Consider the following 23,819-nt stretch of genomic DNA (forward strand, 5'->3'; position numbering starts at 1 on the left):
GGGCGGGCGGCCGGGCCCGGCGGGGCGGGTCAGCCCCGGACGCCGAGCAGGTGGTCCATGGCCAGCTGGTCCAGCGCCTCGAAGGCCATGCCGCGCTCGGCGGCGGCGTTCACGTCGAACTCCTCGAAGGCGGAGACGTCCGCGAGCAGCGCCGCCGGGGTCTCGCCCGGGTTGAGCGTGGGCTCGGCCAGCTCGTCCAGGCGGGCGGCGCGCAGCGCCTCGGCGACCTCGGGGTCGGCGCGGAAAGCGGCGGCCCGGTCCTTGAGGATCAGGTAGTTGCGCATGCAGCCGGCGGCCGAGGCCCACACGCCGGAGATGTCCTCGGTGCGCGGCGGCTTGAAGTCGAAGTGCCGCGGCCCGTCCCAGCCGGCCCGCTCCAGCAGGTCGACCAGCCAGAACGCGGCGCGGGTGTCGCCGGCCCCGAACCGCAGGTCCTGGTCGTACTTGATGCCGTTCTGGCCGTTGAGGTCGATGTGGAAGAGCTTGCCCGACCACAGCGCCTGGGCGATGCCGTGCGGGAAGTTGAGCCCGGCCATCTGCTCGTGGCCGACCTCCGGGTTGACGCCGAACAGCTCGGGCCGCTCCAGGCGCTCGATGAACGCCAGGGCGTGGCCGACGGTGGGCAGCAGGATGTCGCCGCGCGGCTCGTTGGGCTTGGGCTCGATCGCGAACTTCAGGTCGTAGCCCTGCCCGGTGACGTAGTCGGCGAGGAGGTCGAAGGCCTCCTTCATCCGGTCCAGGGCGTCGCGCACGTCCTTGGCACCGCCGGACTCGGCGCCTTCCCGGCCGCCCCAGGCGACATAGGTCTCGGCGCCCAGCTCGACGGCGAGGTCGATGTTGCGGATGGTCTTGCGCAGCGCGTAGCGGCGCACGTCGCGGTCGTTGGCGGTGAAGGCACCGTCCTTGAAGACCGGGTGGGTGAAGAGGTTGGTGGTGGCCATCGGGACCTTCATCCCGGTGGTCTCCAGGGCGCCCTTGAAGCGCTTGACGATGGCGTCGCGCTCGGCCTCGGTGGCGTCGAACGGGATGAGGTCGTTGTCGTGGAAGGTGACGCCGTACGCGCCCAGTTCGGAGAGCCGGTTGACGGACTCGACCGGGTCCAGCACGGGGCGGGTGGCGTCGCCGAACGGGTCGTTGCCGCGCCAGCCGACGGTCCACAGACCGAAGGTGAACTTGTCGTCGGGGGTGGGCTGATAGGACATCGCGGCTCCTCGTCGTGCGGTACGGCTATTCGTCATGTCCGTTAACAAATTAGTATGCACCTGCCCCTCAGTGGAAGCCCCCGGCCGCCACCGCCGGCGCCGGGCGACGGAAGGACGCGATCATGGCCGCACCCGATGGACCTCTCGTGGTGGGCGTGGACTCCTCCACGCAGTCCACCAAGGCGCTGGTGGTGGACGCCGCCACCGGCACGGTGGTGGCCCGCGGCCAGGCGCCGCACGTGGTGAGCCCCGAGGGCGACAGCGACCCCGGGCAGTGGTGGCAGGCGCTGGGCGAGGCGCTGGATCAGTGCGGCCCGGTGGTGCGGGAAGCCGCGGCGGTCTCGGTCGCCGGCCAGCAGCACGGCCTGGTGACGCTGGACGGCGAGGGCCGTCCGGTGCGCAACGCGCTGCTCTGGAACGACACCCGCTCCGCCCCGCAGCGCGAGCGGCTGATCGAGGAGCTCGGCGGCGCGCAGTGGTGGGCGCGGCGGGCCGGGAGCGTACCGCCGACGTCCTTCACGGTGACCAAGTGGGCCTGGCTGCGCGAGCACGAGCCGCAGGCCGCCGCGGCGACCCGCGCGGTGCGGCTGCCGCACGACTATCTGACCGGACGGCTGACCGGGCAGGAGGTCAGCGGTGGCACCACCGACCGCGGGGATGCCTCGGGCACCGGCTGGTGGTCGACGGAGAGCGAGGCGTACGACCCGGAGATCCTCGGCCACGTCGGGCTGGACCCGGAGCTGCTGCCGCGCGTGGTCCCGGCGGGCGAGCCGGCCGGGACGGTACGGTCCGGACTGCCGCTCCCGGAGGGCATCCTGGTGGCCGGCGGCACCGGCGACAACATGGCGGGCGCGCTCGGCCTCGGCCTGCTGCCCGGGCGTCCGGTGTTGAGCCTGGGCACCTCCGGCACGGTGTACGCGGTGGCCGGGCGGCGGCCGGCGGACGACAGCGGGGTGGTCGCCGGGTTCGCCGACGCCGGACGCAACTGGCTGCCGCTGGCCTGCACGCTCAACTGCACGGTGGCCGTCGACCGGTTCGCGGCGCTGCTAGGCCTGGACCGGGAGGCGGTGGAGGCGGGCGGCGAGGCCGTGGTCCTGCCGTTCCTGGATGGGGAGCGCACCCCGGATCTGCCGTACGCCAGCGGGCTGCTCACCGGGCTGCGCCACGACACCACCGGGGGCCAGGTGCTCCAGGCGGCGTACGACGGGGCGGTGTTCGCGCTGCTGGAGGCCCTGGACCGGGTGCTGGACGCGGACGCGGACCCGGCGGAACCGATTCTGCTGATCGGCGGCGGCGCGCGCGGGGTGGCCTGGCGGGAGACGGTGCGCCGGCTGTCGGGGCGCCCCGTGGTGGTGCCCCGCGCCCAGGAACTGGTGGCCCTGGGCGCGGCGGCCCAGGCCGCCGGCCTGCTGCTGGGCCGGGACGCGTCGGCGGTGGCCCGGGAGTGGAACACGGCCGAGGGTCCGGCCTACGAGGCGGTGGACCGGGACGAGGCGGCGCTGCGCCGCCTGTCCACGGCGCTGGACGACGCGGGCGCCCTGCTGAGCCGCCCCTGAGAGGGTGCCGGTGCCCGGACCCGGCGGGCCGCCGGGTGCGGACCGCCGGCCGCTCCCCGCTGCCGGGCAGTGCCCCGGGGCGTCCCCGGCAGCGGGGAGCGGCGGACCCCGCCCCGCCCGTACCCCCTCTCCCCCGTCCCCTCGTTCCCTGGAGTTCCGTTGACCCCCCGATCACCGCAGTCGCAGGCCCAGGTGCGCCAGCACAACCTCTCCCGGGTGCTGCACGCGCTCGCCGATGAAGGGGCGCTGTCGCGTGCCGAGGTGGCCGGGCGGATCGGGCTCACCCGGGCCGCCGTGTCCACGCTCGTGGACGAACTGCTGCGCGGCGGGCTGCTCAGCGAACGCGGGCCGGGGCGGTCGGGGTCGGTGGGGCGGCCGGGCAGCCAGCTGGTGCTCGCCGATCAGGGGCCGTGCGGCTTCGGCGCCGAGATCGGCGTCGACCATCTGACGGTCTGCGCGATGGACCTGCGCGGCGCCGTACGGGCCAGGATCGATCACCGCATGGGGCCCGGTGGCCATGAGCCCGGCGCCGTGCTGGCCGAGCTGACCGGGCTGCTGGAGCGGCTGGCCGCCGAGGCCGCCACCCACCGGCTGTGGCCGGCCGGGCTCGCGGTGGCGGTGCCGGGGCTGGTGGCCCGGGGCACCGCCACCGTCACCCGGGCCCCGAACCTCGGCTGGCGCGAGGTGGATCTGGCGCCCCTGCTGCCGTCCGGCCAGGGCCCGCTGACCGTCGACAACGAGGCCAACTTCGGTGCGCTGGCCGAGCTGTGGGAGGAACGCGGCGCGGCGGGCAACGGGAGCTTCGTGCATGTGTCGGCCCGGATCGGCATCGGTGCGGCGATCGTGGTCGACGGTGCCGTGCTGCGCGGCGCGCACGGCTTCGCGGGCGAGCTGGGGCATGTCCCGGTGCGGCCCGGCGGTCCGCCGTGCCCGTGCGGGGCGCGCGGCTGCCTGGAGACCTACGCCGGGGAGGCGGCCCTGCTGCGCGCGGCGGGCCTCGCCCCGGGCACGGAGCCGGGCGGGCGCACCGGAGAGCTGGCCGAACGGTGCGCGGCGCGCGATGCGGTGGCGCTGCGGGCGGTGCGGCAGGCGGGGTCCGCGCTGGGCATCGCGCTGTCGGGTGCGGTGAATCTGCTCGATCCGCACCAGGTGGTGATCGGCGGCTCGCTGGCCGAACTCTCCCCGTGGCTGCTGCCGCCGGTCCGTCGGGAGCTGGCCCGCCGCACCATGCTGACGGCGGGTGGCCGGACCACCGCGACCCCGGTGACGGGTTCGCTGATCGGCCCGGCCGGGCCGCTGCTGGGGGCGGCGCGCAGCGCGGTGCGCGGTGCGCTGGACACCCCGGCCCGGCTGCTGACGGCGCCGGGAGGCGGGGCCATGCTGTGACCGGTGTCCGGCCGGAGGGACGGGCCGGGCCCGGCTCTCCGGCCGGCCCTGCCGGTCAACGCCCCATGCACAGAGATGAGTTGTTCATGCGCCACTGACTGGTTTTTCATCACATCAGGCGAAAACATCGTCTCGGTCGTGCGACCCTGCTGACACCCCGCGCACAATCGCCCCCGTGACCACTGGGCAACAAGCGCGACGCGCCGCCGTCGGCGCGGGGTGCGCCTTACTCGTCCTGGCCGCCGCCTCCGGGGCGGGGGCCTGCGCCGTCGGCGGGGAGCCGCCGGGCCCCGGTTCCGCCGCCGGTTCCGAGGCGACGGTGATCGTCGGGACGGACGGCCCGGACGGCGGCCCCGGGGTGGTGATCCGGCACGGCGGCGGCTGTTCCTCGGTGTCGGTCACCGGCCCGGACGGAACCCCGGTCGTGGTGATCGAGCACGGCACCTGCCGGCCGGCGGAGCCGCCGCCGCAGCCGGAACCACCGGCGCCCGCTCCCGAGCCGGAGCCCCCGGCACCGCCCCCTCCCCCGGAACCGCCCGCGCCCGCCCCCGCGCCGCAACCCGGGCCCGTACCCGTACCCGGGACGCCGCCCGCGCCGCCGGAGCCGACGCCCGTCCCACCGCCCGCCCCGGAACCCGAGCCGGAGCCGACCCCCGAACCGGCGCCGGAGCCCGAACCGGGGCCCGAGCCGGTGCAGTTCGTCGCCGGCCCACCTCCGCCCTCCGGCTCGGAACGCGCCGATCACAGCATGCCGATGACCACCCGCACCCTGCTCATCCTGGCTCCCGCCGTGCTGGCCGCCGCCATCCTGCGCCCCCGGACCCGCCCGGGACCGCGCAGCACCTCCTAGGAGACCCGATTGTCCGACTGGCTCGTTCTGCTGCTCACCATCGCCGCCACCTGCGCGGTGATCATCGTCGCCGTCCAGCTGCGGCACCGGCGCGCCGCCTCCCGCCCCGCGGAGAGCGAGGACACCACCGAGACCCCGGACGTCATCGAGTACATGACGATGATGGTCGGGGTGGTGTACGCCATCGTGCTGGGCCTGGCCATCGCCGGCGTCTGGGAGGAGCGCGGCGCCGCCGAGGAGTGGGTGCGCCAGGAAGCCCAGGCGCTGCACGAACTCGGCGAGCGCGCCCAGGTGTTCCCGGAGGACACCGAGGCGGAGGTACGCGGCGCCGTGGAGCGGTACGTGGGCTACACCGTGGAGGAGGAGTGGTCGTACATGATCGACCACGGGGGCCTCAGCGAGGACGGTGACCAGCTGTTCGCGCAGCTGCGGCAGACCGTGTCGGGCCTCCAGCCCGCCACCGCACCGCAGGGGTACGCGTACGAGGGGATGCACCAGCAACTGTCGAGTGCCGCCGAGGCCCGGGCGAGCCGGGGGCTGAGCGCCGAATCCACCCTGCCGGCCGTGGTGTGGCTGGGGCTGATCACGGGCGGGGCGGTGGTGGTGGGCATGCTGTTCGCGCTCCAGATCCGGCGGACGGCGCGTGAGCTGCTGCTGGCCGGTCTGTTCAGCGCGCTGATCGTATTCCTGCTGTACCTGATCTGGCACTTCGACTTCCCGTTCGCCCGCGGGCTGAGCGACTCGACGGAGGCGTTCCGCACCTTCTTCCCGCAGGTTCTGCCCGAGGACGGCTAACTCCCGGCAGCTGCGGCGCACTTGACAGAGTGTCGGGTTGGGCCGGGGTCCTTTCACGGGGCGGGTGGGGCGCGGTTAGTCTGACCCGCACGTGCTGAGGGATGGAGAACCGCGATGTCGCACGAGAACACCGCCCCGGGGAAGGGCCAGTCCACGTTCATCGACACCAGCAAGCCGAGCATCGCACGGGTGTATGACGCCGTTCTCGGTGGCAAGGACCATTACGACGTGGACCGCGTCGTCGCCGACCAGGTGCGCGTCACCATGCCGCACATCGGTGACGTCGGCCAGTACAACCGGCAGATCCTGGGCCGGATCGTGCGCCATCTGGCCGCCGAGGCCGGGATCCGGCAGTTCATCGATCTGGGTGCCGGGCTGCCGACCCTGGAGAACACCCACCAGGTGGCGCAGCGGCACGCTCCCGACGCGCGGGTCGTCTATGTCGACAACGATCCGATCGTGCTGGCGCACGGCCAGGCGCTGCTCCAGGTCGACGACCAGACGGCCGTGGTGACGGCGGATCTGCGCGATCCGCAGGGTGTGCTGAACCACCCGGACGTGCAGCGGCTGATCGACTTCTCGCAGCCCGTCGGGGTCCTGCTGATCGGGATCCTGCACCACCTGCACGACGACGAGGACCCGAAGGGCATCGTGCAGTCGTACATGTCGGCGGTGCCGTCCGGCAGTTACCTGGCCATCACCTGCTTCGCCGACACCGGCCCGGAGGCCCGGGCGGTGGAGGAGACGATGCTGGAGTTCCTGGGCACCGGCCGGTTCCGTACGCTGCCGGAGATCGAGGACTACTTCGAGGGCTTCGAGCTCCGGGAGCCCGGGGTCGTGGCGCTGCCGCAGTGGCGGCCCGACGAGCCGGTCACCGAGCCGCTGAGCGTCGCCCAGCGGCTGATGCAGGGGGGCATCGCGTACAAGAAGTAGCGCGCGCAGCGGCATCCGTCCCGTTCAGGCCGCGCCGCCGGGGAGCCCGGCGAGCGCGGCCAGCCGCCGGTAGGAGTCGCGGCGGTCCGCCGGGTCGTGGGTGGTGAGGGTGACCAGTACCTCGTCCGCGCCGGTCCTGGCGAGCAGGTCGTCCAGCCGCCGTGCCACCGAGGGGCCGTCGCCGTGGAGCTGGGCGGCCCTGGCCTGCTCTACGTAGCCGCGTTCGCGCTCGGTCAGGACGCGGGCGGCGATCTCCTCCGGTGGGTCGAGGGGCGGGAAGGCCCCGTCGATCCGGGAACGGGCGGTGGCCCACGCCTCGGGCAGTTGGAGCAGCGCGGCCCGCTCCGGGGTGGCGGCGACGGCGGCGTTGACCGCCAGCAGGACATACGGCTCCTCGCACTGCGCGGAGGGCCGGAAGCCGGCCCGGTAGCGGTCGAGTGCGGCCAGGGTGCGGTCGGTGTCGGCGTGCAGGGCCATCACGACCGGCAGTCCGTGGGCGGCGGCGATGTCGGCGCCGGAGCCGATCGCGAGGACATGGGCGGGGACGCGCAGCCCGCGCGCGGGCATGGCGCTGAGCGCGGCCGGGCCGGTACGGGCGCCGGCCGGCGGGTCGCCGAAGTAGCCGAGCAGTTCGGTCAGCTGTTCGCCGAAGCGGTCGGCGGCGGACTTCTCCACCCCGAGCGCGCGGCGCACCGGGCCGGTGAAGCCGACGGACCGCCCCAGGCCCATGTCGATGCGGCCCGGGAAGAGGGACTCCAGGACACCGAACTGCTCGGCGACCACCAGCGGCCGGTGGTTGGGGAGCATGACCCCGCCGGTGCCGACCCGGATGCGGGAGGTCGCGGCGGCCACGGCGGCGGCCAGCACGGTGGGCGCGGACCCGGCGATGCCGGGGACCGCGTGGTGCTCGGCCACCCAGAACCGGTGGTAGCCCAGTCGTTCGATCTCGCCGGCGAACTCCACCGTCTCCCGCAGGGCCCCGGCCGCGCTCTGCCCGCGCCGGATCAGCGCCCGGTCCAGCACCGACCAGCGCACCCTCGTCCGTATCGCATCCACACCAGGTGCAACAGCGGCGGGCGCTCAGGATTCCCGGTCGACCAGCCCGGCGTCCTGGACGAGCAGGGCGATCTGCACCCGGTTGTTCAGCTCCAGCTTGGTGAGGATCCGCGAGACGTACGCCTTGACGGTGGGCACGCTCAGATACAGGGAGGCGGCGATCTCCGCGTTGGACAGGCCCCTGCCGACCGCCACCGCGACCTCGCGTTCGCGGTCCGCCAGCGCCTCCAGCCGGCGGCGGGCGCGCCGGGTGTCGCGGCCGGCGCCGGTGACCGCGCCGATCAGCGCCCGGGTGACGGCCGGGGAGAGCACCGGGTCACCGGCGGCGACGCGGCGTACCGCCTCGACGATCCGGGCGGGCGGGGTGTCCTTGAGGACGTAGCCGGCCGCCCCGGCACGCAGCGCCCGCAGCACCTGCTCGTCGGCGTGGAAGGTGGTGAGCACCACGACCTCCGGCGGACGGGGCGCGGCGCGCAGCGCCTCGGTGGCGGCGAGACCGTCCGTGCCGGGCATCCGGATGTCCATCAGCACCACGTCGGGGGCGGCCCGCCGCACCAGGGTGGGGACCTCGGCGCCGTCCCCGGCCTCCCCCACCACCTCGATGTCCGCGGCGGCGCCCAGCATCAGCCGCAGCCCGGCGCGCACCAGGGGGTCGTCGTCCACGAGCAGCACTCGGATCGTCATGGGGGCCACGGTAGCCAGGCGTGCAGCCGGAACCGTCCGCGGTCCCGGCCCGCCTCGAACCGGCCGCCGGCCAGGGTGACGCGTTCGCGCAGTCCGGTCAGCCCGCGGCCGGAGCCGGGGACGAGCCGGCCGGGCAGCTGCGGCGCGCCGACCGGGTTGCTGACCTCGACGGTGACGCCCTCGCCCGGCGCGCCCTCGACGGTGACGGTGGCCGCGGCGCCCGGGGCGTGTTTGCGGGCGTTGGTGAGTCCTTCCTGGACGACGCGGTAGACGGTGCGGCCGGTGGTGTCCGGGAGGGTGTCGGCGGCGTCCAGCCGCTGGTCGAGGGTGACGGGGGCGCCGGCCCGCCGGGCTTCCCCGGCGAGCCGGGGCAGCTCGCGGTGGGTGGGCTGGGGCCGGGCGGAGCCGGTGCCGGGCCCTTCCCCGGGGGCGGCGCGCAGTACGCCGATCACATCGCGCAGTTCCTCCAGGGCCTGGTGGGCGGATTCGCGGATGACGCCGGCGGCCCGCTGCACGTCCTGCGGGGAGGCCCCGGCGGCGTACTCCAGGGCGCCGGCGTGCACGCTGAGCAGCGAGAGCCGGTGGGCGAGCACATCGTGCATCTCGCGGGCGACCGCCTCGCGGGTCTCGCGGCGGGCCTGCTGGTACAGCGTGGCGAGCAGCCGGCGCCGGTACCGTACGGTCATGCCCCAGCTGATGACGGCGGTGAGCATCACCAGGGAGGCGGCGACGACCACCTGGTCCGGGACCTGCGACTCGGGGCGCAGCGCCAGCGAGACCGGGCGCAGGGCGAGCAGGAGCGCGACCAGCAGAGCCACCGTACGGGGCCGGCAGTGCACGGCGGCGGTGAACAGCGCCACCCACAGCGGTCCGCCCATGAAGTGCGAGAAGGTGCCCAGCACGACGAGGGCGAGAGCGAGGGCGAAGGGGTGCCGGCGGCGCAGCCACAGGGCGGCGCAGGCGCCCGCGGCGGCGATCTGGTCGAGGACGACCAGCCAGTGCGGTTCGCGGACCTCGCCGAAGAGGACGCCGGAGGTGAGGACGGAGAAGCAGGCGGCGACGGCGATGGCGGTGATGTCGACGATCCAGTCGCGCCGGCTGCGGGTGACCATGCCCCGACCGTAACGCCGCGGCGCGGGCCGCCCGCCGGGGCGGCCGGGAACGCGGTACGGAAGTCGGGGCGCCGTATACCTTGGTCCGCTCCCCCGGGAGCGGGGGCGGGCCGAGCATGGCGGGCATGAAGAGTGTGCTGGAGGCCGTGGGTGTCCTGTTGCTGCTGAACGGAGCAGCGGGGCTGGTGTACGAGGCGATCGACTGGTTCGGGCCGTGGTCGCTGGTGCACCGCGTCGGTGGCCCGCTGGCGGGGATGGAGATCTTCGCGAACCTGGTGCTGATCGTGCTGGGCGCCGCGGTGTGCGCGGGGGCGGGGAAGGTCAGGGGGCCGGGGTGAGGGGCCGCTCCCGGGGGAACTCCTGGAGCCGGTCGCACCAGCGGTGCAGCAGGGCCCGGTCGTGGCCGACCGTGAGGAGGGCGGCGCCGGTGTCGCGGCGGTAGTCCTCGACGACGGCGACCAGCGCGGCGGTGGTGGAGGCGTCCAGCATGGCGGTCATCTCGTCGCAGATGAGCAGGGCGGGACGCAGGACGAGGGCGCGGGCGAGGCAGGCGCGCTGGAGCTGTCCGTCGCTGACCTGGTGGGGGCGGCGGTAGAGCAGTTCGGTGCCCAGGCCCGTGGCGTCGGCGAGTGCGGCGACGCGTGCGGGCAGTGCGGTGGTGTCGCCGGTGGCGCGCAGGGGTTCGGCGATCAGGTCGTGGAGGGTGAGCCGGGGGTCGGCGGCCTGCCGGGGCTGCTGGAAGACGACGCCGACGCGGGTGCGCTGGGCGCGCGGGGCGCGGTGCCGGAAGCCGGTGGCCCGCCGGCCGGCGAGGTGGACGGTGCCGGCGCGGGGGCGGTGCAGGAGGGCGGCGACCCGGGCGAGGGTGGACTTGCCGCAGCCGGAGGGGCCGAGCAGGCCGAGGGCCTCGCCGGCGGCGACCCGCAGCGAGATGTCGCGGACGACCGGGGGGCGGCGTTCGTATCCGGCGGTGATGCCGGTGAGTTCGAGGGCGGGGGCGGGTTCAGACATCGGCGGGCTCCGGGACGTGGTGGCAGGCGGTGCCGTCGATCAGGTCGGGCGGTTCGGCGCAGACGGCGGTGGCGCGCGGGCAGCGCGGGGCGAAGGCGCAGCCGGCGGGCAGGGCGTCCAGCCCGGGCGGTTGTCCGGGGATGGGGGTGAAGTCGCGTTCCGGCAGGGCGCGCAGCAGCCCGGCGGCGTACGGGTGGCGGGGGCCGGGGGTGCCGAAGAAGGGGGCGGCGTCGGTGAGTTCGACGATGCGTCCGGCGTACATGACGGCGACCCGGTCGGCGATCCGTTCGGCGGCGGCCAGGTCGTGGGTGATGACCAGCAGGGCGCGGCCCTCGTCGGTGTGCCGGCGCAGTTCGCCGACGGTGCGGGCGACCAGGTCGCGGTCGAGGCCGGTGGTGGGTTCGTCGGCGATCAGCAGCGGGGCGTCGCCGACCAGGGCGAGGGCGGTGGCGGCGCGCTGGGCGAGGCCGCCGGAGAGCTGGTGCGGGTAGCGGTCGAGGTGGTCGGCGGGGAACGCGGCGCGTTCGGCGGCGGCCTCGGTGGCGGCGGCCAGGTCCCGGCCGCGGGTGCCGTGCAGCGCGCGGATGGTCTCGCGCAGCTGGGAGCGCACGGTGCGCACCGGGGTGAGGTGGCCGGCCGGGCTCTGCGGTACGAGGCCGAGGAGCCGGCCGCGTACGGTACGGGCCAGGGTGCGCTCGTCGGCGGCCGGCAGGTCGATCGGTACGACGCCCGGTTCGCTGGACAGCAGGGCGCTGCCGCGGGTGCGGGCGTTGCCGGGCAGCAGGCCCAGGAGGGCGCCGGCGAGGACCGATTTGCCGCAGCCGCTCTCCCCCACCAGGGCGAGGCATTCGCCGGCGGACAGGTCGAAGGAGACGTCGTTCACGGCGGCGATGTCGGCGCCGCCGGGCATCAGGAAGCGCACCGCCAGGCCGCGGACGGACAGCAGTGGGGCGGGGGCGGTCGTGGTGGTCACAGCACCAGCTCCGATCGGCGGCGTGGGTTGATCCGTTCCCGCCAGGCACCGGCCAGTCCGGCGATGGCGAGGGTGGGCACGACGATGAAGAGGCCGGGGAAGAGGGTGGGCCACCACTCGCCGGTGAGGAGGGAGCCGCGGGCGCCGTTGATCATGGTGCCGAGGCTGGCCTGGTGGGCCGGGATACCGAGGCCCAGGAACGACAGGGCGGACTCGTGCCAGATGGCGTGCGGCACCATCAGCACGGCGGCCAGTCCGGCCTGGGGCAGGACGGCGGGCACCAGGTGGCGGCGGGCGACGCGCAGCCGGGAGGCTCCGCCGGAGACGGCCGCGTCGATGTAGGGGCGGGAGCGCAGCGAGAGGACTTCGGCGCGCACGATGCGGGCGGTGGACACCCAGTGGGTGAGGCCGACGGAGGCGATGACGGGCCAGATGCCGGGGCGGAACATCGCGACGATGAAGATGCCCATCAGCAGGTGCGGAACGGCGGTGAAGGTGTCCACGGCGCGCATGACCAGCCGGTCGGTGCGTCCGCCCAGGGCTCCGGCGGCGGCGCCGATGAGCAGGCCGAGCACGGAGGCGACGAGGGCGGCGGTGATGCCGACGAGCAGGGAGACGCGCAGTCCGTGGACGCTGCGCAGCAGGATGTCGCGGCCGAGTTCGTCGGTGCCGAAGGGGTGGTCGGCGGAGGGGGCGAGGAGTTTGGCGGTGAGGTCGACGGCTTGCTGGTCCAGGGGGGCCAGCAGGGGGACGAGGAGGGCGGCGAGGGCCGCGGCGGCGGCGAGGGCGGCGGAGGTCCACACCCGTACGGTGCGGGTGCCGCGCCGGGTGGTGTCGCGGGGGCGCCGGGGGCCGTTGTCGGTGGGCCGGGGGCGTGTGCTGGTCATGGTGGGGTCACATCTGGTCGGGGTCGACGCGCGGGTCGGCCAGCCCGTAGAGGAGGTCGGCGAGGAGGTTGCCGGCGAGGACGGCGAGCGCGGAGATCACGGTGAGGGCGGCCAGCAGCGGGAAGTCGGCGGCGGTGGCGGCCCGTACGGTGGCGGAGGCCATGCCGGGCCAGCTGAAGACGGTTTCGACCAGCAGGGCGCCGGTGATGAGTTCGGGGACCCGGGTGCCGATGAGGGTGAGGACGGGGAGCAGTCCGGAGCGCAGGGCGTGGCCGAGCAGGACGGTGCGCTCGTCGATGCCGCGGGCCCGGGCGCCGCGTACCGGGTCCTCGTGCAGGGCGTCCAGGACGCCCTGGCGGGTGTAGAGGACGAACCAGGGCAGCTGGGAGACGGCGAGCACGGCGACGGGCAGCGTCAGGTGGCGCAGCAGGGAGCCGGCGGTGACGGTGTCGGAGCCGGTGTCGGTGAGGCCGCCGGCCGGCAGCACACCCAGTTGGAGGGCGAAGAGCCAGATGGCGAGGAGGGCGAGCCAGAACGGCGGGGCGGCCTGGAGGAGGTAGCTGAGGGAGCTGACGCAGCGGTCGAGGACGGAGCCGGGGCGGCGGGCGGCGAGGACGCCGAGGGTGGTGCCGAGGGTGAGGGAGATCAGGAAGGCGAGGCCGCACAGCAGCAGGGACCAGCCGGCGCGTTCGGCGATGACCTCGGTGACGGGCTGGCGCAGGGTGAGGGACTGGCCGAGGTCGCCGGTGAGGGCGGAGCGCAGCCAGGCCCACCACTGTTCGGCGAAGGTGCCGGAGGCGGCGAGCCGCTCGCGCAGGGTGTCGAGGGTGTCCTGGGAGGCGCCGAGGCCGTCGGAGCCGATGTACTGGCGCACCGGGTCGAAGGGGGAGGCGGCGGCGACGGCGAACATGCCGAGGGTGACCACGGTGAGGACGGGGACGGCCGCCAGGGCGCGGCGGCCGGCGAGCCGGGCCAGGGCCGCCAGGGGCGGGCCGGTGCGGCCCCGGCCCGTCCTGCCGGGTGCGGCTACGGGGGCCGGGGCCTCGGTGGTGCCGTGGGTCACGAACGGATCCGCCACTTCTCCACGTTCCACCAGGGTCCGTGGCCGAGGCCGTGGTCGTGCGGTTCGACCTGGGTGGTGACGCCGTCCCAGTCGTCCTTCATGACGTAGACGTGGTCGATGTGGGTGAGGAAGGTGTAGCCGGGGTCGGCGGCGAACTCGCGCTGCACGGTGTCGTAGGCGGTGGCGCGTTCGGCCGGGTCGGCGCTGCGGCGGCCGAGGTCGAGCTGTGCGTCGACGGCGGGGTTGGCGTAGCGGCCCATGTTGTTCCAGCCGTCGCCGGCGAGGGTGGAGTGGAGGAGGCCGTACAGCTCGAAGTCGGGGTCGGTGGGGTTGCCGCCGCCGGAGAGTACGGCGTCGGTGTCCAGGCGGGGTTCGATGACTTCCCAGGAGCCGGATTCGACGGTGATGTCGATGCCGATCTCCTTGGCGTCGGAGGCGTAGGCGAGGGCGTGTTCCTGGCGCAGCCGGTCGCCGGCCGGGTACCAGAGGGTGAAGGCGGCGCGCTGTCCGTCCCTGGCGCGGACGCCGTCGCCGCCGGCCGTCCAGCCGGCCTCGTCCAGCAGGGCCGCGGCGGCCTCGGGGTCGTAGGTGCGCTCGGTGCCCTCGGTGAACCAGTCGCTCGCGGTGGTGATCGGTCCGTGGGCGGCGCGGCCGGCGCCGAAGAGGATGGCCTCGACCATGAGGTCGCGGTTGGCGGCGAGGTCGAGGGCGCGGCGGATGTCGCGGTCGCCGGTGACGGGGTGCCCGGTGGGCAGGGTGACGGCGCGGAAGTCGGCGCTCTCGGCGTGCAGGGTGGTCAGGACGGGGTCGTCCGCGAAGCCGGCGGCGAGGTTGGGGGGCAGGACGGCGGCGTCGAGGTCGCCGGTGCGCAGCCGGGTGGCGCGGACGTCGTCGTCGGGGATGACGGCCATGGTGAGGCGGGTGACCTCGGGGGCGCCGTCCCAGTAGTCGGGGTTGGCCTCGAAGGTGAGCCGTTCGCCCTTGGTCCAGCCGGTGAGGAGGTAGGGGCCGGTGCCGATGGGCTCGGTGTTGTAGGGGCCGGTGTTGACGTCGCCTTCGGCGGCGGCGTGGGCGGCGGCGATGGGCAGGACGGTGCGCTCGGCGAACGGCGCGTACGGGTAGCCGAGGGTGAAGACGACGGTGTGCGCGTCGGGCGCCTCGACGGTGTCGATGGCGTCGAGTTCGTCCTTGGCGGGGTTGAGGGTGGCGTCGTCCAGGATGGTCTCGTAGGTGAAGACGACGTCCTCGGCGGTGAAGGGCTCGCCGTCGCTGAAGGTGACGTCCTCGCGCAGCGGGAAGGTGTAGGTGAGCCCGTCGGCACTGACTTCGGGGAGGGTGGCGGCGAGTGCGGGTTCCAGGTCCAGGTCGGTGGTGTGGCGCAGCAGTCCGTCGAAGATCTTGGAGTTGCCGTCCTTGCCGTAGCCGAGGAGAGGGCTGAGGGTGTCGGGTTCGTTGGCGATGCCGACGACCAGGGAGTCGGCGCGGCCGGCTCCGGTGTTGTCGCCCTCGTCGGGGGTGGAGCAGGCGGCGAGCGTCAGCAGCGTGCCGGCGCCGAGCGCCGCGACCGCTGTGCGTACCGTGCGGGCCGTCATGGGTACCTTCTTCTGAACATGGAACGCTATTGCGAAACGTTCGCAATTAAAGCGCATGTGCGGAAGGCGGGAAAGGGCGGGAAAGGTGACGGACATGACATCGCCCCCGGTGGATGACCGGGGGCGATGCGGGGAAAAACGGGCGGCTCAGCCGGCGCTCGCGCCGCCGAGCCCGCGCGCGGCGAGCCAGCGCAGTTGCTCCACCGGCTGCGAACCACGACCGCCGGCGTGGTCACCGAAGGGCCAGACGGTGATGTCCTTCTCCCCCGCGTACCGGTTGTAGGCGGCGAAGACGGTGGAGGGCGGGCAGACCGGATCCATCAGCGCCACGCTGAAGAGGGTCGGCGCACTGGCGCGCGGGGCGAAGTGCAGCCCGTCGAAGTAGTTGAGGGTGCGGAAGGCCGCCTCCGGGTCGTGCCGCTGGTGGAACCCGAGATACTCGGCTATCTCCGGGTACGGACCGGCGCTCGCGATCTCGGCGGAGCGCCGGTAGTGGCACAGGAACGGTACGTCGACGAGCGCGGCGGCCACCGCGTCGCCGGCCAGCCCGGCGGTGGACAGCGCCAGTCCGCCGCCCTGACTGCCGCCCGCCACGACGATCCGGGACGGGTCGATCGCCGGGTGCTCGCGCAGCGCGTCCACGGCGCGGACGCAGTCGGTCATGATCCGGCGGTAGTAGTAGTGCTCCGGGTCCTGGATGCCACGGGTCATGAAGCCGCGCACGTACTGGGGCCCCGGCACCGGGTCGGGGTCGGGCGTCTCGTGCCCCTGGCCCCGGCTGTCCACCACCAGGTGGGCGTAGCCGGCGGCGCTCCACAGCAGGTGCTCGGTGTACAGGCCCCGGCCGCCGCTGTACCCGATGTACTGCACGACCGCGGGCAGCGGCCCCCGGGCACCGCGCGGCAGCAGCAGCCAGCCGGCGACGGGCTGGCCGCCCCAGCCGGGGAAGCGGACGTCGAAGACGTCCACGGCGGTCAGCGGCGCGTCGGCGACCGGGGTGTAGACGGCCGGTCCACCGGCGGCGGCGCGGGCGGTGGCGAGGGTGTCCGTCCAGAAGGCGTCGAAGTCGGCGGGGGCCGGCACCTCGGGGCGGTATTCGCGCAGTTCGTCGAGCGGAAGATCGGTCAGCGGCATGGGGCCTCTTTCTCGCAGGGTAAGGAGCAAGCGCTTACCACCCCACACCCAAGCCGTTGTTCCCGCCCTGGTCAACGGGTGGATGATACGGATACGGCATGGAGTGGTTCGGCGACCCCGACGCCTGGCTGAGCCGGCTGGTGATCCAGCGCGGACTGGCCCTGATCTATCTGCTTGCCTTCCTCGCCGCGCTGCGCGAGTTCCGGCCGCTGGCCGGGGAACGCGGCATCACCCCGGCGCCGCTGCTCCTGCGCCGAATCCGGTTCCGGGACGCGCCGGGCCTGTTCCACCTCGGCTACACCGACCGCCGGCTCACCGCCGTGGCGGGCACCGGCGCGGCCCTGTCGGCGGCGGTGGCGCTGGGCCTCGCCGACGTGGTGCCGCTGTGGACCTCGATGCTGCTGTGGACCGTGCTGTGGGCGCTGTACCTGTCGATCGTGAACATCGGGCAGACCTGGTACGCCTTCGGCTGGGAGTCGCTGCTGCTGGAGGCGGGCTTCGTGGCGGTCTTCCTCGGCAACGCCACGATCGCCCCGCCGGTCCCCACCCTGTATCTGCTGATCTGGCTGGTCTTCCGGATCGAACTGGGCGCCGGACTGATCAAATGGCGCGGCGACCGCTGCTGGCGGCGGCTGACCTGCCTCTACTACCACCACGAGACCCAGCCGATGCCCGGCCCGCTCAGCTGGTGGTTCCACCACCTTCCCCGCCCGCTGCACCGGGTGGAGGCCGCGGCCAACCACGTGGCCCAGCTCCTCGTCCCCTTCGCGCTGTTCGCGCCCCAGCCGGTGGGCAGCTGGGCGGCGGCGGTGGTGATCGTCACCCAGCTGTGGCTGATCGCCTCGGGGAACTTCGCCTGGCTGAACTGGCTGACCCTGCTGCTCGCGGTGGCCGCGGTGGACGGCGCGCTCGCCGCCCGCCACCTCCCGCTGCCCGCCCCGCCGGGCGGCCAGGGCGAGGCCCCGGTGTGGTTCGTCGCGCTGACCGGGGCGGCCACCGCGCTGATCGCGGTGCTCAGCTACTGGCCGGTGCGCAATCTCCTCTCCCCCGGACAGGCGATGAACCGGTCGTTCAACAGCCTCCATCTGGTGAACACCTACGGCGCCTTCGGCACGGTGACCCGGCAGCGCTACGAGGTGGTGCTGGAGGGCACCACCGACCGGGAGCCGGCCGAGGGCGGCACCTGGCGGGCGTACGAGTTCCACGGCAAGCCGGGGGCGGTGGACCGCAGGCCGCGCCAGTTCGCCCCCTTCCATCTGCGCCTGGACTGGCTGATGTGGTTCGCCGCGCTCACCCCGGGTTACGCCGCGCCCTGGCTGCCCCGGCTGATCGACCGGCTGCTGGCCGGCGACGCCGCGACCCTGCGCCTGCTGCGGGTCAACCCCTTCCCCGACGCCCCGCCCACGTACATCAGGGCCCGCCTGTACCGCTACCGCTTCACCACCCCCGCCGAGCGCCGCGCGACCCGGGCCTGGTGGCACCGCACGGACCTCGGTGACCACCTCCCGCCTCGCGCGAGCACTCACTGAAATGCGGTATGGTTCTACTGCACGCCGACAGGGGGCAAAGCCCCAGGTCACACAAGGCACCGGGACGTGGCGCAGCTTGGTAGCGCACTTGACTGGGGGTCAAGGGGTCGCAGGTTCAAATCCTGTCGTCCCGACGGTGCGAAGGGCCGCTGAGCGGGAGATTCCTCCCGGCTCGGCGGCCCTTTCGGCGTGCGTGCCCCGTCCTGGGCGGCGGGCGCTCCCGTTCCGGCTGTCGCGCGGGCACGGTTGACCGCCCGGTATCCGCTCGGAAAAACTGGTGGCACTTTTCGAGGGGAGCGATCACGTGGTCAATTCACCTGTCGCCCCGGTTGACCTGGGGGATCCGGAACTCTACCGGAGCGGGAAACCGGAAGAACTGTGGGCGGAGCTGCGCGGGCAGTCGCCGGTGTGGCGCAGCACGGGTCCGTCCGGTGATTTCTGGGCGGTGCTGTCGTATTCCGAGATATCCCGGGTGCTGCGGGATTCGGCGACGTTTGTGTCAGAACTCGGTATGCGTCTGGACCACAATCCGGCGGCCACCGCCGCCGCGGCCGGGAAAATGCTGATCGTCACCGATCCGCCGCGGCACGGCAAAATCAGGGGCATCATCAACGGGGCGTTCACCCCGCGCATGGTCCGCCGGCTGGAGGAGACCATGCGGACCACGGTGGACTCGGTGCTGGAGGAGGCGCTGGCCGCCGGCGGCGGGGACTTCACCGCCGTGGCCGCGCGGCTGCCCGTGGCGACGATCTGCGACATGCTCGGTGTCCCGCCCGCGGACTGGGACTTCATGCTGGACCGCACGATGACCGCCTTCGGCGCGACCGGCGAGGCGGACCCGCTGGCGGTGGCCGAGGCGCACGTGGACATCCTGTCCTACTACGAGGAGCTGGTGGAGCGGCGGCGCCGGGAGCCGGGTGAGGACATCGTGACCGCCCTGGTCAACGGGGAGATCGACGGCCGTCCGCTCACCGACGAGGAGATCTTCCTCAACTGCGACGGCCTGATCTCCGGCGGGAACGAGACCACCCGCCATGCCACCGTGGGCGGTCTGCTGGCGCTGATCGAGCATCCCGGGGAGTGGCGGTGGCTGCGGGCCCAGGACGGGCTGCCCCCGACCGTCGTGCCGGAGATCCTGCGCTACACCAGCCCCGCCATGCATGTGCTGCGCACCACGGCGACCGACACCACCCTGGGCGGCTTCCCGGTGCCCAAGGGCTCGCCGGTCGCGCTGTGGCTGCCCTCGGGCAACCGCGACGAGGCGGAGTTCGCCGCGCCGGAGCGGCTGGACCTGCGGCGGGCACCCAACCGGCATCTGGCCTTCGCGCACGGCACCCACTTCTGTCTGGGCAGCGCGCTGGCCACCACCGAGCTGACGGTCATGTTCGAGCAGCTGGTGCGCCGGGTGGCGGCGGCCGAGCCGGCCGGGCCGGTGCGGCGGATGCGTTCCACGCTGATCCGGGGGCACGAGGCGCTGCCGGTCACGCTCCGGGCGGCCTGAGCGGGCGGAACGGCGCGAGGCGGCGGCCCGGGGAGGACGGGCCGCCGCCGGGGCGCCGGCCTCAGCGGTAGGCGAAGTGCACCGGCACCGGTGTCCGCCCGCCGGGCGCCGCCCGCTTCACCACGAACCCCTTGAGGTACTCGGCGCCCTCGGTGCCGCCCGACCCCTGGATGTCGGCGAGATAGCGCCGCCCGAAGCCGTAGTGCCGTCCCCGCCAGGTCAGCAGGTTGCGGGCGAGTTCCTGCCATGCCCCGGCGAGCCCCGGATCGCCCGACTCGGCCACGGCCTGCCGCAGGGAGTACGCCTCGCGCAGCGGGGGCTCGGTGAGCGGTCGCAGATGCGGGTACCGGGTGAGCACCTGGTCCTTGCGGGGGTCGTGCCCGTAGAGGGCGAGCTCCATGAGGTGGTAGTTCAGCGACTGGACGGCGCTGGCGTAGCCGGTGGCCTCCCGGAAGCTCATGAAGGACTCGGGGGTCAGGGTGCGCAGGACGTGGAACACCCGGTTCGGCAGGTCGGCGTACCGGGCGAGCCGGGCGAGCAGCGTGGACGCCGCCGGGGTGCCCACGGCGGCGACGACCGCTCCCGCCTGGTGGCGGATGAGGTAGTAGGCCAGTTCGCAGACGTGCACCGCGCGCAGGAACACATGCTCGTCGTGCCGGTCGGACATCGGGAAGCCGGTGCAGGCCACCAGGATCCGCAGCCGCTCGCGCTGGGCGGCGTCCACCGTGTCGAGCACCGGCGCCGCTGGGCCGTCCGCGTGGGGCAGCGTCCGCAGATGCGCGCGCAGCGCGGCCAGCCGGCGCAGCCGTTCCTCGTCCTCACCGGCGGCGTGTTCGACGGCGGTGAGGTCGGCGAGTGCGGCGTCCATGGCGCGGAGGGTGGCGGCCACCTGGTCCGGTGCGCCGGCCAGGTACCAGGCGAGGACGTGCAGGCTGGTGTAGCGGAAGTACTCCGGGATGTCCTCGGTGGCGAACGGCCGGGTGAGCAGGTGGAGCAGTTCCTCCTCGGTCCCCGGCGGCGCCGCCCGGGTGCGGGCGTGCACCGCCGCCAGTTCCGCGCGGTCGGTCTCGGTGAGTGCCCAGCGGCCCTTGCCGCTTTGCAGGTCGATGATCCGTGTGCAGCTTTCCGGAAAGAGCGCCATCACATTCCCCCTGGAACGTGTCAGGGCTTGTGGGCCACCACCAGGTGTTTGTCCTGGCTGGAGCGCGCCACCCGGCTGTCGGTCCAGCCCGCGCGTGCCAGCAGGCCGGTGTATTCGGCGGCGGTCCGGTGGCGCCCCTGGGTCTCCACATGCATGGACAGGTTCATGACCGCGGTGGCCAGCGGGCCCCTGCGGTCCTCGTCGAACAGCCGCTCCATGACCAGCACCCGGCCACCCGGCGAGCAGGCCCGGTACGCCTTGCTCAGCAGCGCGAGGCAGGTCTCGTCGGTCCAGTCGGACAGGATGTAGCCGAAGGCGAAACAGTCCCCCGCGGGCAGCTGGTCGTCACGGAGGAAGTCGCCGGCGACGAAGCCGAGCCGCTCTCCGAGGCCGCGTTCGGCGACGGTCGCGGCCAGATGGGGCTCGACCTGCGGCAGGTCGTACACGGTGGCGCGCAGGTGGGGCGCCCGCTCCAGCGCGGCGACGGCGAAGGCGCCGCCGGCCCCGCCGACGTCGATCAGGTGCGTGGTCTCCTCCAGGCCGGCGAGAGCGGCCAGTTCGCCGGAGACGGAGAAACTGAGCTGCCACATCGCGTGCAGGAACGCGGCGGTGGACTGCTCGGTCGCGTAGATGGTGTCGAAGGGCGGCGGGAGCGCGGCGTCCACCGCGGCCTTGCCGCGCCGCAGATAGTCGTCCAGGACGGGCATCCTGGCCGCGGCGCCGTGCACGAGGTGGTGCACGAAGCCGCCGATGTGCCGGGGGCTCGCCGGGTCCACGAAAGGCGCCATGGAATCGGGCAGCCGATATCCGGAGGGTGTCGATTCCACCAATGCGAGGGCGTCGAGGGCGATCAGCAGCCGGGTCAGGGTCTCCTCGTCGAGGTCGAGTGCCGCCGCCATTTCGGCAGCGGACGTCCCGTCACGGCCGAGCAGAAATCGAAGCACCCCGTGGGTGTCCGCCAGATGCAATGCGTGCGTCGCGTACATTCCGAACACGGCCCGCTCAAGTGCTTCCGGCAGCATTCTCCACCCCCAGTGAACGGCACTCGCCGGAGGTGACACTACCCGAGCGAGCGGAATGCCGACAGCGCTGGAATTGTGTCATTTATCGGTTGACAGCAGAATCGGCGGGCGGCCCCGGCCTTTTCAGTGGCTGAGCCGGCGGTAGCGGCGTACCGAAAGCGGCAGGAACACGGCGATCAGCACGGCCGGCCACACGACGGCCATGAGCATGGCGTTCTCCGCGACCCAGGAGCCGCCGGCCGCGGGACCGGCGTTGCCGAACAGCTCCCGGGTGGCGGTGACGGTGGCCGACAGCGGGTTCCATTCGGCGAGGGTGCCGAGCCAGGACGGCATCTGCTGCGGGGAGACGAAGGTGTTGGCGATCATCGTCAGCGGATAGACCGGGGCGAGCACCACGGTCACCGCCTCGGGGCTCGGCAGGATCAGGCCCAGGTAGATGCCCACCCACACCAGGGCGAAGCGCAGCAGCAGAAGCAGCCCGACGGCGGCCAGCGCGGAGCCGGGCCCGTTGTGCCACTGCCAGCCGACGAGCAGACCGCACAGGAGGAGGACCACCAGGTCGAGGAGCGAGTTCACCATGTCGGCGATGCTGCGGCCGGTGACCACGGCGGAGCGGGCCATCGGCAGGGAACGGAACCGGTCGGTGATGCCCCGTGAGGTGTCGGAGACGACGGCGGTGACGGTGACCGCGATGCCCATGGCCATGGTCATCGCGAACAGGCCGGGCATGAGGAATTCCCGGTAGTTCCCGCCGCCGGGCACCTGCATGGCGCTGCCGAAGACGTAGCCGAACAGCAGCACCATCATGCCGGGGAAGACCAGACCGGCGACGATGCGGCCGGGTTCCTGCACCCAGTGCGTCAGATAGCGGCGGGCGACGACCCAGCCGTCGGCCACGGCGTACCGGAACCGGGCGGCCGGGGTGGTCGGGATCACCGGTGCGGGCAGCGTGCTCATGCGGTCACCTCGTCGGTCGGGCGCCCGGTCAGGCGCAGGAACACCTCGTCCAGGGTGGGGCGCCGCACGGCGACGTCCTCCACCTCGATGCCGGCCGTGTCCAGGGCGCGCAGGATGCCGGTGAGCGCGGCGGCCCGGCCGGTCACCGGGGCGCTGACCCGGAAGCCGTCCTCGTCGGTCTCCGGGGTGCCGTCCGTGACACGGGAGAGCAGGGCCGCCACCTCGGAGAGGTGGGTGGCGTCGCGCAGCACCACATCGACCTGGTCCCCGCCGATGCGGGCCTTCAGCTCGGCCGGGGTGCCCTCGGCGATCACCCGGCCCGCGTCCATCACCGCGATCCGGTCGGCCAGTTGGTCCGCCTCGTCCAGGTACTGGGTGGTCAGGAGTACGGTCGTGCCGCCCGCGACGAGGGAACGGACCACGGACCAGACCTCGTTGCGGTTGCGCGGGTCGAGACCGGTGGTGGGTTCGTCGAGAAAGAGCACGCGCGGGGCGAGTACCAGGCCGGCGGCCAGGTCGAGGCGGCGCTTCATGCCGCCGGAGTAGGTGCCGGCTTTCCGGTGCGCGGCCCCGGTGAGGCCGAACCGGTCCAGGAGCTCTTCGGCCCGGGCGCGGGCGGCGGCCTTGCTCAGGTGGAAGAGCCGGCCGAACATCTGGAGGTTCTGCACTCCGGTGAGCGCGTCGTCGACCGCCGCGTACTGTCCGGTGAGGCCGATGCGGTAACGGACCTGCTCGGCCTGGCGTGTCACGTCGAACCCGGCGACGGTGGCCCGGCCGCCGTCCGCGCGCAGCAGGGTGGCCAGGATCCGTACCGCGGTGGTCTTGCCGGCGCCGTTGGGTCCGAGCAGGCCGCACACGGTGCCTTCCGGGACGGCGAGGTCGAACCCGTCCAGCGCGCGCGTCGGTCCGTAGGTCTTGCGCAGCCCTTCGGCGAGGACCGCGTGGGGGGTACCGCTCATGGTCGTCCTTAAGAATGTGAGGCGGTCCGGGAGGGCCGGGTGTGGCTGATGGTTGTCTGCCGTTGATGGCTTGAGGAGAATGGCCGCTCGGTCCTCCGGGACGCTCCGACCACTGATTGAGAACTGCGGGCATCGCTGGTTAAGGACCTGTCGGCGGAGTGTTCTCCGGGCCACGGAAGCGCTGGTCACGGTGGAACGGAGCGACGGGCTTGAGCACGTCTCACGCGCGGGTCTGGGTCGGCATCGACGCCGGCAAGGGGCATCACTGGGCAGTGGCGGTGGACACCGGCGGCGAGACGCTGTTCTCGACGAAGGTGATCAACGACGAGGCCCAGATCCTGGCGCTGATCGACACTGCCCGGGAGAAGGCCGGCGAGGTGCGGTGGGCGGTGGACATCTCCGGCCGGGCCTCCGCCCTTCTGCTGGCCCTGCTCATCGCGCACGGCCAGCAGGTCGTCTACGTGCCCGGCCGCACC

General features: G+C 73.7%; 23 protein-coding genes and 1 tRNA gene. 10 read left to right on the plus strand and 14 right to left on the minus strand.

Features of this window, described 5'->3' with window-relative positions:
• Nucleotides 1-29: 29 nt before the first annotated feature.
• Nucleotides 30-1,202: a xylose isomerase gene (xylA, locus tag BM385_RS21665; RefSeq protein ID WP_093844090.1), complete on the minus strand. Its 1,173-nt coding sequence runs from the start codon at nt 1,200-1,202 to the stop codon at nt 30-32.
• Nucleotides 1,203-1,324: 122 nt separating this feature from the next.
• Between xylA and xylB the strand changes: the two genes are divergently transcribed.
• The 5 genes from xylB (at nt 1,325) to BM385_RS21690 (ending at nt 6,722) form a co-directional block, all read left to right on the plus strand.
• Nucleotides 1,325-2,758, plus strand: a complete 1,434-nt coding sequence (xylB, locus tag BM385_RS21670; RefSeq protein ID WP_093844091.1) for a xylulokinase — start codon at nt 1,325-1,327, stop codon at nt 2,756-2,758.
• Between the two features lie 159 nt (nt 2,759-2,917).
• Nucleotides 2,918-4,144 carry an ROK family transcriptional regulator gene (locus BM385_RS21675; RefSeq protein WP_051131261.1) on the plus strand — a complete coding sequence of 409 codons (1,227 nt, stop codon included), beginning with the start codon at nt 2,918-2,920 and terminating at the stop codon, nt 4,142-4,144.
• 175 nt (nt 4,145-4,319) lie between these two features.
• Nucleotides 4,320-4,994, plus strand: a complete 675-nt coding sequence (locus tag BM385_RS27325) for a hypothetical protein (RefSeq protein WP_175543073.1) — start codon at nt 4,320-4,322, stop codon at nt 4,992-4,994.
• A 9-nt stretch (nt 4,995-5,003) separates the two neighbouring features.
• Nucleotides 5,004-5,789: a bestrophin-like domain gene (locus BM385_RS21685; protein ID WP_019436390.1), complete on the plus strand. Its 786-nt coding sequence runs from the start codon at nt 5,004-5,006 to the stop codon at nt 5,787-5,789.
• 114 nt (nt 5,790-5,903) lie between these two features.
• Nucleotides 5,904-6,722 carry an SAM-dependent methyltransferase gene (locus tag BM385_RS21690; protein WP_093844092.1) on the plus strand — a complete coding sequence of 273 codons (819 nt, stop codon included), beginning with the start codon at nt 5,904-5,906 and terminating at the stop codon, nt 6,720-6,722.
• A 24-nt stretch (nt 6,723-6,746) separates the two neighbouring features.
• Here the strand turns inward: BM385_RS21690 and BM385_RS21695 are convergent, their stop codons facing one another.
• From BM385_RS21695 to BM385_RS21705, 3 genes are read right to left on the minus strand one after another with little or no spacing between them, the layout of a single operon-like run.
• Nucleotides 6,747-7,778 (minus strand): MsnO8 family LLM class oxidoreductase, encoded by a 1,032-nt coding sequence (locus BM385_RS21695; protein ID WP_026047878.1) that lies wholly within the window; start codon nt 7,776-7,778, stop codon nt 6,747-6,749.
• A gap of 24 nt (nt 7,779-7,802) precedes the next feature.
• The gene (locus BM385_RS21700) at nt 7,803-8,462 is read right to left on the minus strand and encodes a response regulator transcription factor (protein ID WP_093844113.1); all 660 of its coding nucleotides are present in this window, start codon (nt 8,460-8,462) and stop codon (nt 7,803-7,805) included.
• Nucleotides 8,459-9,574, minus strand: coding sequence for a sensor histidine kinase (locus tag BM385_RS21705; protein WP_093844093.1), 1,116 nt, complete (start codon nt 9,572-9,574; stop codon nt 8,459-8,461). Before BM385_RS21705 ends, BM385_RS21700 begins: the two co-directional genes overlap by 4 nt.
• Before the next feature lie 125 nt (nt 9,575-9,699).
• On the opposite strand from BM385_RS21705, the gene BM385_RS21710 reads away from it, so the two are divergent.
• Nucleotides 9,700-9,912 carry a hypothetical protein gene (locus BM385_RS21710; RefSeq protein ID WP_026047877.1) on the plus strand — a complete coding sequence of 71 codons (213 nt, stop codon included), beginning with the start codon at nt 9,700-9,702 and terminating at the stop codon, nt 9,910-9,912.
• On the opposite strand, the gene BM385_RS21715 is transcribed toward BM385_RS21710, so the two are convergent.
• From BM385_RS21715 to BM385_RS21740, 6 genes are all read right to left on the minus strand, one after another.
• Nucleotides 9,896-10,585 carry an ABC transporter ATP-binding protein gene (locus BM385_RS21715; RefSeq protein ID WP_093844094.1) on the minus strand — a complete coding sequence of 230 codons (690 nt, stop codon included), beginning with the start codon at nt 10,583-10,585 and terminating at the stop codon, nt 9,896-9,898. The two genes, BM385_RS21710 and BM385_RS21715, sit on opposite strands and share 17 nt — an antisense overlap.
• On the minus strand, nt 10,578-11,558 hold the full coding sequence (locus tag BM385_RS21720; protein ID WP_175543074.1) for an ABC transporter ATP-binding protein: 981 nt from the start codon (nt 11,556-11,558) through the stop codon (nt 10,578-10,580). The genes BM385_RS21715 and BM385_RS21720 overlap by 8 nt, the downstream gene beginning before the upstream one ends.
• Nucleotides 11,555-12,445 carry an ABC transporter permease gene (locus BM385_RS21725; RefSeq protein ID WP_093844095.1) on the minus strand — a complete coding sequence of 297 codons (891 nt, stop codon included), beginning with the start codon at nt 12,443-12,445 and terminating at the stop codon, nt 11,555-11,557. The genes BM385_RS21720 and BM385_RS21725 overlap by 4 nt, the downstream gene beginning before the upstream one ends.
• Before the next feature lie 7 nt (nt 12,446-12,452).
• Nucleotides 12,453-13,421, minus strand: a complete 969-nt coding sequence (locus tag BM385_RS21730) for an ABC transporter permease (RefSeq protein ID WP_093844115.1) — start codon at nt 13,419-13,421, stop codon at nt 12,453-12,455.
• Nucleotides 13,422-13,504: 83 nt separating this feature from the next.
• On the minus strand, nt 13,505-15,100 hold the full coding sequence (locus tag BM385_RS21735) for an ABC transporter substrate-binding protein (RefSeq protein ID WP_019436380.1): 1,596 nt from the start codon (nt 15,098-15,100) through the stop codon (nt 13,505-13,507).
• Nucleotides 15,101-15,247: 147 nt separating this feature from the next.
• Entirely contained in the window at nt 15,248-16,234 is a 987-nt protein-coding gene (locus BM385_RS21740; RefSeq protein ID WP_093844096.1) for an acetylxylan esterase, read from the minus strand.
• A gap of 98 nt (nt 16,235-16,332) precedes the next feature.
• Here BM385_RS21740 and BM385_RS21745 point away from each other — a divergent pair, with 98 nt between their 5' ends.
• The 3 genes from BM385_RS21745 to BM385_RS21755 all read left to right on the plus strand — a co-directional run bounded on the left by BM385_RS21745 (nt 16,333) and on the right by BM385_RS21755 (nt 19,264).
• Nucleotides 16,333-17,763, plus strand: coding sequence for a lipase maturation factor family protein (locus tag BM385_RS21745; protein ID WP_019436378.1), 1,431 nt, complete (start codon nt 16,333-16,335; stop codon nt 17,761-17,763).
• A gap of 60 nt (nt 17,764-17,823) precedes the next feature.
• Nucleotides 17,824-17,897: transfer RNA gene (locus BM385_RS21750), tRNA-Pro, on the plus strand.
• A 377-nt stretch (nt 17,898-18,274) separates the two neighbouring features.
• Complete coding sequence (locus BM385_RS21755; RefSeq protein WP_093844097.1) at nt 18,275-19,264, plus strand: cytochrome P450; 990 nt, start codon at nt 18,275-18,277, stop codon at nt 19,262-19,264.
• A gap of 61 nt (nt 19,265-19,325) precedes the next feature.
• On the opposite strand, the gene BM385_RS21760 is transcribed toward BM385_RS21755, so the two are convergent.
• From BM385_RS21760 to BM385_RS21775, 4 genes are all read right to left on the minus strand, one after another.
• Nucleotides 19,326-20,405, minus strand: a complete 1,080-nt coding sequence (locus BM385_RS21760; RefSeq protein WP_093844098.1) for a tryptophan 2,3-dioxygenase family protein — start codon at nt 20,403-20,405, stop codon at nt 19,326-19,328.
• Between the two features lie 20 nt (nt 20,406-20,425).
• Nucleotides 20,426-21,391, minus strand: coding sequence for a methyltransferase (locus BM385_RS21765; RefSeq protein ID WP_254791698.1), 966 nt, complete (start codon nt 21,389-21,391; stop codon nt 20,426-20,428).
• A 159-nt stretch (nt 21,392-21,550) separates the two neighbouring features.
• Entirely contained in the window at nt 21,551-22,384 is an 834-nt protein-coding gene (locus BM385_RS21770; protein ID WP_019436374.1) for an ABC transporter permease, read from the minus strand.
• Nucleotides 22,381-23,343, minus strand: coding sequence for an ATP-binding cassette domain-containing protein (locus BM385_RS21775; protein WP_093844100.1), 963 nt, complete (start codon nt 23,341-23,343; stop codon nt 22,381-22,383). Before BM385_RS21775 ends, BM385_RS21770 begins: the two co-directional genes overlap by 4 nt.
• 209 nt (nt 23,344-23,552) lie before the next feature.
• On the opposite strand from BM385_RS21775, the gene BM385_RS21780 reads away from it, so the two are divergent.
• Nucleotides 23,553-23,819, plus strand: a 267-nt coding sequence (locus BM385_RS21780; protein WP_139275221.1) for an IS110 family transposase, incomplete at its 3' end; no start/stop codon positions are given.

The organism is Streptomyces harbinensis, assembly GCF_900116145.1.
GTDB lineage: Bacteria > Actinomycetota > Actinomycetes > Streptomycetales > Streptomycetaceae > Streptomyces > Streptomyces carpaticus.